The sequence below is a fragment of the Pseudomonas putida genome (genome assembly GCF_001636055.1).
GTDB lineage: Bacteria > Pseudomonadota > Gammaproteobacteria > Pseudomonadales > Pseudomonadaceae > Aquipseudomonas > Aquipseudomonas machongensis.
Window position 1 is genome coordinate 2,651,594 of record NZ_CP011789.1, and the last position, 14,452, is coordinate 2,666,045.

General features: G+C 62.4%; 13 protein-coding genes. 9 read left to right on the forward strand and 4 right to left on the reverse strand.

Going from position 1 to position 14,452, the window contains the following annotated elements; translation table 11 throughout:
* Positions 1-113 precede the first annotated feature (113 nt).
* Entirely contained in the window at positions 114-1,370 is a 1,257-nt protein-coding gene (gene icd, locus AB688_RS11870) for an NADP-dependent isocitrate dehydrogenase (protein WP_063544257.1), read from the forward strand.
* Positions 1,371-1,443: 73 nt separating this feature from the next.
* Here the strand turns inward: icd and cspD are convergent, their stop codons facing one another.
* The gene (gene cspD / locus AB688_RS11875) at positions 1,444-1,692 is read right to left on the reverse strand and encodes a cold shock domain-containing protein CspD (RefSeq protein ID WP_063544259.1); all 249 of its coding nucleotides are present in this window, start codon (positions 1,690-1,692) and stop codon (positions 1,444-1,446) included.
* 228 nt (positions 1,693-1,920) lie between these two features.
* Here cspD and clpS point away from each other — a divergent pair, with 228 nt between their 5' ends.
* Both clpS and clpA read left to right on the forward strand, forming a co-directional pair.
* Complete coding sequence (gene clpS / locus AB688_RS11880) at positions 1,921-2,283, forward strand: ATP-dependent Clp protease adapter ClpS (RefSeq protein ID WP_054892333.1); 363 nt, start codon at positions 1,921-1,923, stop codon at positions 2,281-2,283.
* A gap of 30 nt (positions 2,284-2,313) precedes the next feature.
* The gene (clpA, locus tag AB688_RS11885) at positions 2,314-4,584 is read left to right on the forward strand and encodes an ATP-dependent Clp protease ATP-binding subunit ClpA (protein ID WP_054892332.1); all 2,271 of its coding nucleotides are present in this window, start codon (positions 2,314-2,316) and stop codon (positions 4,582-4,584) included.
* Positions 4,585-4,705: 121 nt separating this feature from the next.
* Here clpA and infA read toward each other — a convergent pair whose 3' ends face one another.
* From infA to aat, 3 genes are all read right to left on the reverse strand, one after another.
* A complete protein-coding gene (gene infA / locus AB688_RS11890; protein WP_002553999.1) occupies positions 4,706-4,924 on the reverse strand; it encodes a translation initiation factor IF-1 in 219 nt (72 codons plus the stop codon).
* 103 nt (positions 4,925-5,027) lie between these two features.
* Entirely contained in the window at positions 5,028-5,735 is a 708-nt protein-coding gene (locus AB688_RS11895; protein ID WP_054892331.1) for an arginyltransferase, read from the reverse strand.
* Between the two features lie 55 nt (positions 5,736-5,790).
* On the reverse strand, positions 5,791-6,471 hold the full coding sequence (gene aat / locus AB688_RS11900; RefSeq protein ID WP_063544261.1) for a leucyl/phenylalanyl-tRNA--protein transferase: 681 nt from the start codon (positions 6,469-6,471) through the stop codon (positions 5,791-5,793).
* Positions 6,472-6,878: 407 nt separating this feature from the next.
* On the opposite strand from aat, the gene ftsK reads away from it, so the two are divergent.
* The 6 genes from ftsK (at position 6,879) to cysG (ending at position 14,393) form a co-directional block, all read left to right on the forward strand.
* Positions 6,879-9,296, forward strand: coding sequence for a DNA translocase FtsK (ftsK, locus tag AB688_RS11905; RefSeq protein WP_063544263.1), 2,418 nt, complete (start codon positions 6,879-6,881; stop codon positions 9,294-9,296).
* A gap of 62 nt (positions 9,297-9,358) precedes the next feature.
* The gene (gene lolA, locus AB688_RS11910; RefSeq protein WP_054892328.1) at positions 9,359-9,982 is read left to right on the forward strand and encodes an outer membrane lipoprotein chaperone LolA; all 624 of its coding nucleotides are present in this window, start codon (positions 9,359-9,361) and stop codon (positions 9,980-9,982) included.
* Positions 9,983-9,993: 11 nt separating this feature from the next.
* On the forward strand, positions 9,994-11,319 hold the full coding sequence (locus AB688_RS11915; RefSeq protein ID WP_054892327.1) for a replication-associated recombination protein A: 1,326 nt from the start codon (positions 9,994-9,996) through the stop codon (positions 11,317-11,319).
* The gene (gene crcB, locus AB688_RS11920) at positions 11,316-11,690 is read left to right on the forward strand and encodes a fluoride efflux transporter CrcB (protein WP_054892326.1); all 375 of its coding nucleotides are present in this window, start codon (positions 11,316-11,318) and stop codon (positions 11,688-11,690) included. Before AB688_RS11915 ends, crcB begins: the two co-directional genes overlap by 4 nt.
* Positions 11,691-11,720: 30 nt before the next feature.
* Entirely contained in the window at positions 11,721-13,001 is a 1,281-nt protein-coding gene (gene serS, locus AB688_RS11925; protein WP_063544265.1) for a serine--tRNA ligase, read from the forward strand.
* The gene (gene cysG, locus AB688_RS11930; protein ID WP_063544267.1) at positions 13,002-14,393 is read left to right on the forward strand and encodes a siroheme synthase CysG; all 1,392 of its coding nucleotides are present in this window, start codon (positions 13,002-13,004) and stop codon (positions 14,391-14,393) included.
* Positions 14,394-14,452 lie beyond the last annotated feature (59 nt).

The window sequence follows — 14,452 nt, forward strand, 5'->3', positions numbered from 1 at the left end:
TGGCGTGATGCCGCAGGGTGCCGGGGTTGTCCGGCTTGCAGGTCGGCGGATGTGGTTTAGGCTCATTGGATCGCATGATGTCCAACCACACCCGACAGCGGAGTAGTGCAAGCATGGGATACCAGAAAATCAAGGTTCCGACGGATGGCGCCAAGATCACCGTCAATGCAGACCATTCGCTCAACGTTCCCGACAAACCGATCATCCCCTACATCGAGGGCGATGGCATTGGTGTCGATGTCTCTCCGGTCATGATCAAGGTGGTGGATGCCGCCGTGCAGAAGGCCTATGGCGGCAAGCGCAAGATTGCCTGGATGGAGGTGTACGCCGGCGAGAAGGCCACTCAGGTCTATGATCAGGATACCTGGCTGCCCCAGGAGACCCTCGATGCGGTGCGCGACTACGTGGTGTCGATCAAGGGCCCGCTCACCACGCCGGTGGGGGGCGGTATCCGCTCGCTGAACGTCGCCCTGCGCCAGCAGCTGGACCTGTACGTCTGCCTGCGCCCGGTGTTGTGGTTCCAGGGCGTGCCCAGCCCGGTGAAGAAGCCTGGTGATGTCGACATGGTGATCTTCCGCGAGAACTCCGAGGATATCTACGCCGGTATCGAGTGGAAGGCTGGCTCGCCCGAGGCGAACAAGGTGATCAAGTTCCTGAAGGAGGAAATGGGCGTCACCAAGATCCGGTTCGACCAGGACTGCGGCATCGGGGTCAAGCCGGTCTCGCGCGAGGGCACCAAGCGCCTGGTGCGCAAGGCCCTGCAGTACGTGGTGGACAACGATCGCGAGTCGCTGACCCTGGTGCACAAGGGCAACATCATGAAATTCACCGAGGGTGCTTTCAAGGACTGGGGTTACGAAGTGGCGAAAGACGAATTCGGCGCCGAGCTGCTCGATGGCGGCCCGTGGATGAAATTCCGCAATCCGAAATCGGGCCGCGAAGTCATCGTCAAGGACGCCATTGCCGACGCCATGCTCCAGCAGATCCTGCTGCGTCCGGCCGAGTATGACGTGATTGCCACGCTCAACCTCAATGGTGACTACCTGTCCGACGCGCTGGCGGCGGAGGTGGGCGGTATCGGTATTGCGCCGGGTGCCAACCTTTCCGATACCGTGGCCATGTTCGAGGCGACCCATGGCACTGCGCCCAAGTATGCCGGGCAGGACAAGGTCAATCCGGGGTCGGTGATCCTGTCTGCCGAAATGATGTTGCGGCACATGGGCTGGACCGAAGCGGCCGACCTGATCATCAAGGGTACCAACGGGGCGATTGCCGCCAAGACCGTGACCTACGACTTCGAGCGCCTGATGGACGGCGCCAGGCTGGTGAGCAGCTCGGGCTTCGGCGATGAGATGATCAAGCACATGTGAGGTAACAAAAAAACCGGCCGTCTCTTCATATTAAAGAGGCGGCCGGTTTTTTCGTATAGGACAGGAGTTGGAGTCAGGCCTCGGCAGCCGTGTTCGCTTGCGAGGTGCCTACCGTGGTGCTGGGGCTGGAGATATTGACCGCGTGCAGTCCCTTGGGGCCTTGGACGATGTCGAAGGAGACGGTCTGGCCGGCCTTCAATGTCTTGTAGCCGTCCATCTGGATCGCCGAATAGTGGGCGAACAGGTCGTCTGTCTTGCCCTCTTCGTTGATGAACCCATAGCCCTTGGCATTGTTGAACCACTTGACTTTACCGCTTGCCATCCCTATGTCCCTCTGCAAAGGACTCCATCACTGGAGTATCATCCACTTCATCCGCATACGAACCGTGCGAAAAATCTGGTTGACTGCGCGGATCTTTATAGACCACGGTGGGTTCTTATTGGTTGTAACACCGTTTTGCCGATAGTCAAGGTCATGCGGCGGCCGCTCCTGCGGTGACTGCGCGGTCAATCCATTACCCTAACCTGTCGATATGATGAAATTCTTTCCATGCATGCACTCAGGCAGATTCGACTAACATTCAATCAGGATCATCCGAAGTCCGATGAGGACGACGGTGCAGGTCTGGCAGTGCAGGAAGCCAAGCCGATCCTGCAGGCGCCACCGATGTACAAGGTGGTTTTGTTCAATGATGACTACACGCCGATGGATTTCGTCGTCGAAGTGCTCGAGACGTTCTTCAGTCTGAACCGCGAGCTGGCGACCAAGATCATGCTGACCGTCCATACCGAGGGGCGGGCAGTGTGCGGATTGTTTACCCGCGACATCGCCGAGACCAAGGCCATGCAGGTCAATCAATACGCAAGAGAAAGCCAGCATCCGCTACTCTGTGAAATCGAGAAGGACGGTTAATCGCCGACCACTTGGGTATGAGGTGAAGCTATGTTAAACCGCGAGCTCGAAGTCACCCTCAATCTGGCCTTCAAGGAGGCCCGTTCGAAGCGTCATGAATTCATGACCGTCGAACACCTGTTGCTGGCACTCCTTGACAATGAGGCCGCCGCGACCGTTCTGCGCGCCTGTGGCGCCAATCTCGACAAGCTCAAGCATGACCTGCAGGAGTTCATCGATTCGACCACGCCACTGATTCCCGTCCACGACGAGGACCGCGAAACCCAGCCTACGCTTGGTTTCCAGCGTGTGCTGCAGCGCGCCGTTTTCCACGTGCAAAGCTCTGGCAAGCGTGAAGTGACCGGTGCCAATGTGCTGGTAGCGATCTTCAGCGAACAGGAAAGCCAGGCCGTGTTCCTGCTCAAGCAGCAGAGCGTGGCGCGCATCGATGTGGTCAACTACATCGCCCATGGCATCTCCAAAGTGCCGGGGCACGGTCCGCATGCCGACAGCGACCAGGAAATGCAGGATGAGGAGGGAGGCGAGGCGTCTTCGTCAAGCAACCCGCTGGACGCCTATGCCAGCAACCTCAACGAACTGGCCCGTGCCGGTCGTATCGATCCGCTGGTGGGGCGTGAGCAGGAGGTCGAGCGCGTCGCGCAGATCCTGGCCCGTCGCCGCAAGAACAACCCGCTGCTGGTCGGGGAGGCGGGCGTCGGCAAGACTGCCATCGCCGAAGGCCTGGCCAAGCGCATCGTCGATGGCCAGGTGCCGGACCTGTTGGCGCAGAGCGTGGTCTACTCGCTCGACCTGGGTGCACTGCTGGCCGGCACCAAATACCGCGGCGATTTCGAGAAGCGCTTCAAGGCGCTGCTGGGTGAGCTGCGCAAGCGTCCGCAGGCAATCCTGTTCATCGACGAGATTCACACCATCATTGGTGCCGGTGCGGCATCCGGTGGGGTGATGGATGCGTCCAACCTGCTCAAGCCATTGCTGTCCTCCGGCGATATCCGCTGCATCGGTTCGACCACCTTCCAGGAATTCCGTGGCATCTTCGAGAAGGACCGTGCCCTGGCGCGGCGTTTCCAGAAGGTCGATGTCAGCGAGCCGTCGGTGGAAGATACCGTTGGTATCCTGCGTGGCCTGAAGGGTCGTTTCGAAAGCCACCACAACATCGAGTACAGCGATGAGGCGCTGCGCGCGGCTGCAGAACTGGCTGCTCGCTACATCAATGACCGCCACATGCCGGACAAGGCCATCGACGTGATCGATGAAGCGGGTGCTTACCAGCGCCTGCAGCCGGAAGCCAGCCGGGTCAAGCGCATCGAGGTGCCGCAGGTCGAGGACATCGTCGCCAAGATCGCGCGGATTCCGCCGAAGCACGTCACCAGTTCCGACAAGGAGCTGCTGCGTAACCTGGAGCGTGACCTCAAGCTGACCGTGTTCGGTCAGGATGCGGCGATCGACTCGCTGTCCACCGCCATCAAGCTGTCGCGTGCAGGCCTGAAGGCGCCGGACAAGCCGGTCGGTTCGTTCCTGTTCGCAGGCCCGACCGGTGTCGGCAAGACCGAGGCTGCACGTCAGCTGGCCAAGGCGCTTGGGGTGGAGCTGGTGCGCTTCGACATGTCCGAGTACATGGAGCGGCATACCGTGTCGCGCCTGATCGGTGCGCCGCCCGGCTATGTCGGTTTCGACCAGGGCGGTCTGCTGACCGAGGCGATCACCAAGCAACCGCATTGTGTGCTGCTGCTCGATGAGATCGAGAAGGCCCATCCTGAAGTCTTCAACCTGCTGCTGCAGGTGATGGACCACGGGACGCTGACCGATAACAACGGACGCAAGGCAGACTTCCGCAACGTGATCCTGATCATGACCACCAACGCGGGTGCCGAAACCGCGGCGCGTGCCTCGATCGGCTTCACCCAGCAGGATCACACGTCCGATGCCATGGAAGTCATCCGCAAGAGCTTCACGCCGGAGTTCCGCAACCGCCTGGACACCATCATCCAGTTCGGCCGCCTGAGTCACGAGACGATCAAGAGTATCGTCGACAAGTTCCTCATCGAGCTGCAGGCCCAGTTGGAAGACAAGCGCGTGTTGCTGGAGGTCAGCGACGAGGCGCGCGGCTGGCTGGCAGTCAAGGGCTACGACGTGCAGATGGGCGCACGCCCGATGGCACGACTCATCCAGGACAAGATCAAGCGGCCGCTGGCCGAGGAGATCCTGTTCGGCGAGCTGTCCGAGCACGGTGGCGTGGTGCATGTCGAGTTGCGTGACGGTGAGCTGGTCTTCGATTTCGAGACCACGGCCGAGGTTGCGTAACAGCGGTGTCGCGCTGTGCCTGTGGGAGCGGCTTTGGTCGCGATCACAGGCACGGCCGGTCTACATTCAAGCAGATACAAAAAAGCCCGGCACATAGGCCGGGCTTTGTCATGGCTGGAGCTTAGCGGGCGCGGTAGGTGATGCGGCCCTTGCTCAGGTCGTATGGCGTCAGTTCGACGCGAACCTTGTCGCCAGTGAGAATACGGATGTAGTTCTTGCGCATCTTGCCGGAGATGTGCGCGGTAACGACGTGCCCGTTTTCCAACTCCACGCGGAACATGGTGTTGGGCAGGGTGTCGACGACAGTGCCTTCCATTTCGAAGCTGTCTTCTTTCGACATGCAGTAAAGCCCTCGGTATCCAGTGATGGCCCGACGCACGACTGCACCGGGCAAAAAAAGTGGCGTGGATTATGCCCGAAAACTGTGTTTCAAGCCAATGCTTTCAGTTGAGGCTGACCCAGCGCTGGTTGATCAGCAGTTCGATGGGGCGATACTGGGTCTTGTAGTTCATCTTCTTGCAGTTCTTGATCCAGTAACCCAGGTAGACAGCCTCGAGATTCTGCCGCAGCGCTTCGGTGATCTGCCAGAGAATGGCAAAGCGCCCCAGGCTGCGACGTTCTTCATCAGGCTCGTAGAAGGTGTAGACCGCCGAAAGGCCGTTGGGCAGCAGGTCGCAAACGGCGATCGCCAGCAGGCGGCCTTCGAGGCGGAACTCGTAGAACCAGCAGAACGGCAGGTCGCGTACCAGGAAGGTGGAGAACTGGTCGCGGCTGGGCGGATACATGTCGCCGTCCGAATGGCGCTGTTCGATGTAGCGTCGATACAGGTCGAAGTACTCTTCCTTGAAGGCTGGGCGCGCAGCGGTGACGGTGACGTCGGCGTTGCGTTTGAGGATGCGCCGCTGCTGGCGGTTGGGGATGAAGCGTGCCGCGGGGATGCGTGCCGGCACGCAGGCATTGCAATTCTGGCAGTGCGGGCGATAGAGATGATCGCCGCTGCGACGAAAACCCATTTCAGAAAGGTCGGCGTACACATGGACGTCCATCGGCTGGCTGGGGTCCAGGAACAGCGTGGTCGCCTGCTCCTCCGGCAGATAGCTGCAGGAGTGAGGTTGAGTGGCATAGAACTTCAACCGCGCCAACTCTGTCATGATCGACCCCTCGGCAAGACGTTGTCTTAAGTGTATGCCAGCAATGGGAACTCGCCTAGCGAACCCAGGTTGCCTTGCTGGGCTCGTCGAGGTGGTGCGCGAGATAACCGGCGAACTCGGCGCGGCTGATGGCGCGAGCACCGAGGCTGTGCAAATGATTGGTCGGCATCTGGCAGTCGATCAGGGCAAAGCCGGCCTGGCGCAGGTGCTCGACCAGGGTCGCGAAGCCCACCTTCGAAGCGTTGTCGGCACGGCTGAACATGGACTCTCCGAAGAACAGCTGGCCCATGGCCAAGCCATACAGGCCACCGACCAGCTCGCCATCCTGGCGCACCTCCACCGAATGGGCGATGCCGCGTCGATGCAGTTCACAGTACGCGGCCTGCATGCTGTCGGTGATCCAGGTACCGTCGGCGTAGTCGCGCGGTGCGGCGCAAGCGGCGATGACCCGTTCGAAGTCGCTGTCGAAGCTCACCTGGTAGCGGCCCTGGCGCAGGAGCTTGGCCAGTGAGCGCGAAACGTGCAACTCGTCCGGGAAGAGTACGGTGCGCGGGTCCGGTGACCACCAGAGGATGGGTTGGCCGTCCTGGTACCAGGGAAAGCAGCCATGACGATAGGCCTGGATCAGGCGCTCCGGCGTCAGGTCGCCACCGGCGGCGAGCAGGCCGTTGGGCTCGTTCAGGGCTTTTTCCAGGGGCGGGAAGGTCAGCGAGTCGCGGGTCAGCCAGGTGAGCATGGTCTTTCGGCGGTAGGGGAGGGGAGAGGGCAGCATGGCGGCTGAAAGAAACGTGGTCAACGTCTGGCCTTGTGCTGCCCGAGGGGCTGCCAGCGAATGGGATTGGTTCCTGCCCGCCATTGGTGGTTTTGGCACAGCGTATACGGCGCTTTCCTACGCATTAATGAGCCATCCGGCACCAACCCGGACATTTGCTGTCATACCTGTGCAAAAATACAGCATAAGCCTTTGTCACAGAACAAAATGCATGCTCAAATTGCACCCATGGAAATCGGCCCTCCGTTCATGCGCCATGCGGCGTGCCGCCATGGCGGCAGGCGGGCAGTAATGATAAAAGTAGTGGTTCGTCGGCCAGTCATCGGCTCGATCACTATTTAACGCGCAGCGAGCGCAGGAATAGACGCGTTTTGAAGAAATCCACCGCAACCCCGACCCCTTTGCCCGTGCCATTGTGGCGCCAGCAGTTGCATTATCGCCTGAAGGAAGGCGCGCTGATCGCCGTCGGTGCCCTGTGCCTGTACCTGTGGATGGCGCTGCTGACCTACGACACGTCCGATCCGAGCTTCAGCCACACCAGCAACGTCGACCAGGTGCAGAATGCTGCCGGGCGCGCCGGAGCCTTCTTCGCCGACATCCTGTTCATGGTGCTCGGCTATTTCGCCTACATTTTCCCGTTGCTGCTGGCAATCAAGACCTGGCAGATCTTCCGCGAGCGCCATCAGCCCTGGCAATGGAGCGGCTGGCTATTCTCCTGGCGCTTGATCGGCCTGGTGTTCCTGGTGCTGTCGGGCGCGGCGCTGGCGCATATCCATTTCCACCCCACTGCGAGCATGCCGTTCTCCGCAGGCGGTGCCCTGGGTGAAAGCCTGGGTGACCTGGCGCGCAACCTGCTGAACGTGCAGGGCAGCACGCTGATGTTCATCGCCCTGTTCCTGTTCGGCCTGACCGTGTTCACCGATCTGTCCTGGTTCAAGGTGATGGATGTCACCGGCAAGATCACCCTCGATCTGTTCGAACTGGTGCAGGGCGCAGCCACTCGCTGGTGGGAGGCGCGCAACGAGCGCAAGCGCCTGGTGGCGCAACTGCGCGAGGTAGATGACCAGGTCGATGAGGTGGTTGCTCCTGTGGTCGCGGACAAACGCGAGCAGATCAAGGCCCGCGAGCGCATCATCGAGCGCGACGAGGCACTCACCAAGCACGTGGCCCAGCGCGAGCAACAGCCGGCCCCGGTGATCAACATCCCCGCGCCGCCGCCCAAGGCTGCCGAACCGAGCAAGCGGGTGATGAAGGAGAAGCAGGCGCCGCTGTTCGTCGACAGCGCCGTCGAAGGCACGCTGCCGTCGATCTCCATTCTCGACCCGGCCGAGCAGAAGAAGATCGAGTATTCGCCCGAGTCGCTGGCTGGCGTCGGTCACCTGCTGGAAATCAAGCTGAAGGAATTCGGTGTCGAGGTGTCGGTGGACTCCATCCATCCGGGCCCGGTGATTACCCGTTACGAAATCCAGCCGGCTGCAGGTGTCAAGGTCAGCCGCATCGCCAACCTGGCGAAGGACCTGGCGCGTTCGCTGGCAGTGACCAGCGTGCGGGTGGTCGAGGTGATCCCCGGCAAGACTACCGTGGGTATCGAAATCCCCAACGAGAACCGTCAGATGGTGCGCTTCTCCGAAGTGCTGTCGACCCCGCAGTACGACGAGCAGAAGTCGCCGGTCACCCTCGCGCTGGGGCATGACATCGGCGGCAAGCCAGTGATCACCGACCTTGCCAAGATGCCGCACCTGCTGGTGGCCGGTACCACCGGTTCCGGTAAATCGGTGGGTGTGAACGCGATGATCCTTTCGATCCTGTTCAAGTCCGGCCCTGAAGATGCGCGGCTGATCATGATCGACCCGAAGATGCTCGAACTGTCGATCTACGAAGGCATTCCGCACCTGCTGTGCCCGGTGGTCACCGACATGAAGGACGCCGCCAACGCCCTGCGCTGGAGCGTCGCCGAGATGGAGCGCCGCTACAAGCTGATGGCTGCCATGGGCGTGCGTAACCTGGCGGGCTTCAACCGCAAGATCAAGGACGCCCAGGAAGCGGGTGAGGTCATCCACGATCCGCTGTACCGTCGCGAGAGCATGGAAGACGAGCCGCCGACGCTCAAGACCCTGCCGACCATCGTGGTGGTTGTCGATGAATTCGCCGACATGATGATGATCGTCGGCAAGAAGGTCGAAGAGCTGATCGCGCGGATCGCCCAGAAGGCGCGGGCGGCCGGTATCCACCTGATCCTCGCCACCCAGCGTCCGTCGGTCGATGTCATCACCGGCCTGATCAAGGCCAACATCCCGACCCGCATGGCGTTCCAGGTGTCGAGCAAGATCGACTCGCGGACCATCATCGACCAGGGCGGTGCCGAGCAGCTGCTCGGTCATGGTGACATGCTCTACATGCCGCCGGGTACCAGTCTACCGATCCGTGTTCATGGTGCCTTCGTGTCCGACGATGAAGTGCATCGCGTGGTCGAGGCGTGGAAGCTGCGTGGCGCACCGGACTACAACGACGACATCCTCAACGGTGTCGAAGAGGCCGGCAGCGGCTTCGAAGGTGGCGGCGGTGGTGGCGATGGTGACGATGCGGAAACCGACGCCCTGTACGACGAAGCGGTGCAGTTCGTACTCGAGAGCCGCCGGGCGTCGATCTCCGCGGTACAGCGCAAGCTCAAGATCGGCTACAACCGTGCCGCGCGGATGATCGAGGCGATGGAGATGGCCGGCGTAGTCACCCCGATGAACAGCAACGGCTCGCGGGAAGTGATTGCCCCGGGTGGCCCGCGCGATTGATGATCACTTTGCCGGGCGCCAACGACGGCGTTCGGCCTATTCACTGCTCAATGAGGATTCCCATGCGCGCGATTCGCATGCTGTTGGTTTCTGCCCTGACCCTGGGCTCGGTTACGGCTCATGCCGGTGAGCAAGACGTACAGCGCCTGACCCAATTGCTGGAAAAGTCCCAGACCATCGAGGCCAACTTCTCCCAGCTGACCCTGGATGCCAGCGGCACCAGCTTGCAGGAAACGACCGGCAAGATGACGGTCAAGCGTCCGGGGCTGTTCTACTGGCACACCGATGCTCCGCAGGAGCAGGTGGTGGTGTCCGATGGGCAAAAAGTCACCCTGTGGGACCCGGACCTGGAACAGGCCACGGTCAAGAAGCTTGACGTGCGTTTGAGCCAGACCCCGGCGCTGCTGCTGTCCGGCGATGTCTCCAAAATCAGCCAGAGCTTCGACATCGCGTCGAAGGAGCAGGGCGAGGTCATGGACTTCACCCTCAAGCCCAAGACCAAGGACACGCTGTTCGACTCCCTGCGCATCTCGTTCCGCAAAGGGCTGATCAATGACATGCAACTGATCGACAGCGTCGGTCAGCGCACCAACATCCTGTTCAACGGGGTCAAGGCCAACCAGGCTGTCCCGGCGAGCACGTTCCAGTTCAAGATCCCGGAAGGCGCCGACGTCATCCAGGAGTAACGCGAGGCATCATGGACCTGTTTCGAAGCGAACCCGTTGCCCAGCCCCTGGCTGCTCGCCTGCGTCCGTCCAACCTGGACGAGTACGTGGGCCAGGAGCACCTGCTGGCGCGCGGCAAGCCGCTGCGTGAAGCGCTGGAGCAGGGTGCGCTGCACTCGATGATCTTCTGGGGGCCGCCGGGGGTTGGCAAAACGACGCTGGCCCGGCTGCTTGCGCAGTTTTGCGATGCACATTTCGAGACGGTCTCGGCGGTGCTGGCGGGGGTCAAGGAAATCCGCCAGGCCGTCGAGGTGGCCAAGCAGCAGGCCGGCCAGTATGGTCGGCGTACCATCCTGTTCGTCGATGAAGTGCACCGCTTCAACAAGTCCCAGCAGGATGCCTTTCTACCCTACGTCGAAGACGGCACCTTGCTGTTCATCGGCGCCACCACCGAAAACCCTTCGTTCGAACTGAACAACGCCTTGCTGTCGCGGGCCCGGGTCTATGTGCTCAAGAGCCTGGACGAAGCGGCCCTGCGCAAGTTGGTCAACCGTGCGCTGACCGAAGAACGTGGGCTGGGCAAGCGCAACCTGCGGGTCGGCGATGAGGCGTTCAAAATGCTCATGGCTGCCGCCGATGGCGATGGTCGGCGCATGCTCAACTTCCTCGAGAACGCTTCCGACCTTGCCGAGGATGGCAGCGAAATCGACGTGCAGATGCTGCAAAGCCTGCTTGGCGACAGCCGCCGCCGCTTCGACAAGGGTGGCGAGGCGTTCTATGACCAGATATCAGCGCTGCACAAGTCGGTGCGCGGCTCCAATCCTGACGGTGCGCTGTACTGGTTCGCGCGCATGCTCGATGGCGGTTGCGATCCCTTGTACATCGCCCGTCGCGTGGTGCGCATGGCCAGCGAGGACATCGGTAACGCCGACCCCCGTGCACTGAGCCTGTGCCTGGCAGCCTGGGATGTCCAGGAGCGCCTGGGCAGCCCCGAGGGCGAGCTGGCGGTGGCCCAGGCCATCACTTACCTTGCCTGCGCACCCAAGAGCAACGCCGTCTACATGGGCTTCAAGACCGCCTTGCGCGAGGCTGCCGAGCATGGCTCGCTCGAAGTGCCACTGCACTTGCGCAACGCACCGACCAAGCTGATGAAGCAACTGGGCTATGGCGATGAGTACCGCTACGCCCACGACGAGCCGGATGCCTACGCAGCAGGCGAAGATTACTTCCCCGACGAACTCGAGCCACGCCCCTATTATCAGCCAGTGCCACGTGGCCTGGAGTTGAAGATTGGCGAGAAACTGCGCCACCTTGCCGAACTGGACCGCAACAGCCCCCGTCAACGGAGAAAAACGTGATTGCCCTGATCGCTTCGGTGAGCGCCGCAGGTATTGCTGGCACCTTGCTTCGCTTTGCGGCGGGCAACTGGGTCAATGCCCACTGGCCACGGCACTTCTATCTCGCTACGCTTGCGGTCAATCTGGTGGGCTGCCTGATCATTGGTGTGCTGTACGGCCTGTTTCTCAACAAGCCCGGCGTGCCGATCGAGGTACGTGCGGGGCTGATCGTCGGCTTCGTCGGCGGGTTGACCACCTTTTCATCCTTTTCACTGGATACCGTGCGCCTGCTCGAAAGCGGACAGGCGCCCCTGGCCTTCGGCTATGCCGCCGCCAGCGTGCTGGGCGGGCTGCTCGCCACCTGGGCTGGCCTGGCCCTGACCCGAATCTGAACCAACACCTAAACACAACGAGAGAACGATATGCTCGATTCCAAACTGTTACGCGGCCAACTTCAGGAAGTGGCGGAACGCCTGGCCTCCCGTGGCTTCAGCCTGGATGTCGCGCGCATCGAATCACTGGAAGAGCGCCGCAAGTCGGTGCAGACCCGCACCGAGCAGCTGCAGGCCGAGCGTAATGCCCGTTCCAAATCCATCGGCCAGGCCAAGGCCAAGGGCGAAGACATCGCCCCGCTGATGGCGGACGTCGAGCGCATGGCCAACGAGCTGGCGGCCGGCAAGGCCGAGCTGGACGAGATCCAGGCCGAGCTCGACGGCATCCTGCTGACCATCCCCAACCTGCCGGACGCCAGCGTGCCGGTCGGCGCCAGCGAAGAAGACAATGTCGAAGTGCGCCGCTGGGGCACGCCGCAGGTCTTCGACTTCGAGATCAAGGACCACGTTGCCCTGGGTGAAGTCAGCGGTGGCCTGGACTTCGAGGCCGCGGCCAAGCTGTCCGGCGCGCGCTTTGCCGTGCTGCGTGGGCCGATCGCCCGCCTGCACCGCGCCCTGGCGCAGTTCATGATCAACCTGCACACCGGCGAGCACGGCTACGAGGAGCACTATACCCCGTACCTGGTACAGGCCCCGGCCCTGCAGGGCACCGGCCAGTTGCCGAAGTTCGAGGAAGACCTGTTCAAGATCACCCGCGAAGGCGAGGCCGACTTCTACCTGATCCCGACCGCCGAAGTGTCGCTGACCAACCTGGTGGCGGGCGAGATCCTCGACGCCAAGCAACTGCCGCTGAAACTGGTCGCCCACACCCCGTGCTTCCGCAGCGAAGCCGGTGCATCGGGCCGTGACACTCGCGGCATGATCCGCCAGCACCAGTTCGACAAGGTCGAGATGGTCCAGGTGGTGGAGCCGTCCAAGTCGATGGAAGCCCTGGAAGGCCTGACCGCCAACGCCGAGCGCGTGCTGCAGTTGCTGGAACTCCCATACCGCGTGCTGGCCCTGTGCACCGGCGACATGGGCTTCGGCGCAGTGAAGACCTACGACCTGGAAGTGTGGGTGCCGAGCCAGGGCAAGTTCCGCGAAATCAGCTCCTGCTCCAACTGCGGCGACTTCCAGGCCCGCCGCATGCAGGCGCGCTGGCGCAATCCGGAAACCGGCAAGCCGGAGCTGGTACACACGCTCAACGGCTCGGGCCTGGCCGTGGGCCGTACGCTGGTTGCGGTGCTGGAGAACTACCAGCAGGCCGATGGTTCGATTCGCGTACCTGAGGTGCTCAAGCCTTACATGGGCGGCGTCGAGGTTATCCGCTAAATGAAGTACCTGCCGCTGTTCCATAAGCTGCAGGGCGGCCGGGTTCTGGTCGTCGGCGGCGGTGAGATCGCCCTGCGCAAGGCGCGCCTGCTGGCGGATGCCGGGGGTGTGCTACGGGTGGTCGCGCCGGAAGTCGACGGCCAGTTGGCCGCACTGGCCAGGGAAGGCAGCGGAGAGGTGCTGGTGCGTGGCTATCAGGTCGCTGACCTGGAGGGGTGCCGTCTGGTGATCGCTGCCACCGATGACCCGGCGCTCAACGCGCAGGTGTCGGAAGACGCACAAGCGCGCAGCCTGCCGGTCAACGTGGTGGATGCACCGGCCCTGTGCACGGTGATCTTCCCTGCCATCGTCGATCGCTCGCCCTTGGTGGTGGCGGTATCCAGTGGCGGCGATGCGCCCGTGCTGGCACGCTTGATCCGGGCCAAGCTCGAGGCCTGGATTCCGTCCACCTATGGCGAGCTGGCAGGCCTGGCCGCGCGTTTTCGTGACAAGGTCAAGTCGCTGTACCCGGACGTCAACCAGCGGCGCGGCTTCTGGGAGACAGTGTTCCAGGGGCCGATCGCCGAGCGCCAGTTGGCCGGGCAGGGCGCCGAAGCCGAGCGCCTGTTGCAGGCCATGGTCGATGGCGCGCCTGTGCAACAGGGCGGTGAGGTCTATCTGGTCGGTGCCGGCCCTGGTGATCCCGACTTGTTGACCTTCCGTGCCTTGCGCCTGATGCAGCAGGCTGACGTGGTGCTTTACGACCGTCTGGTGGCTCCGGCCATCATCGAGATGTGCCGGCGTGATGCCGAGCGCATCTATGTCGGCAAGCGTCGCGCTGACCATGCCGTGCCCCAGGACCAGATCAACCGCCTGTTGGTCGATCTGGCCCGCCAAGGGAAGCGTGTGTTGCGCCTGAAGGGCGGCGATCCATTCATCTTCGGCCGTGGCGGCGAGGAGATCGAGGAACTGGCCGATGAGGGCATCCCCTTCCAGGTGGTGCCGGGTATCACGGCGGCCAGCGGCTGTTCGGCCTACGGCGGTATTCCGCTGACTCACCGCGACTACGCCCAGTCGGTGCGCTTCGTCACGGGTCACCTCAAGGACGGCACCAGCAACCTGCCCTGGAATGACCTGGTGGCGCCAGCCCAGACCCTGGTGTTCTACATGGGCCTGGTTGGCTTGCCGACCATCTGCGCCGAGTTGATCCGTCATGGTCGTGCGGCAAGCACGCCGGCAGCGCTGGTGCAGCAGGGCACTACCCGCAATCAGCGCGTGTTCACCGGGACCCTGGCAGACCTGCCGGACCTGGTCGCCCGGCATGAAGTGCATGCGCCGACCCTGGTGATCGTTGGGGAAGTGGTGCAGTTGCGTGACAAGCTGGCCTGGTTCGAAGGGGCGCAGAACAGCTGATCACTGGCACCACTTTGTGATCCATTCGCGGGCAAGCCCGCTCCCACAGGTACGGCGCC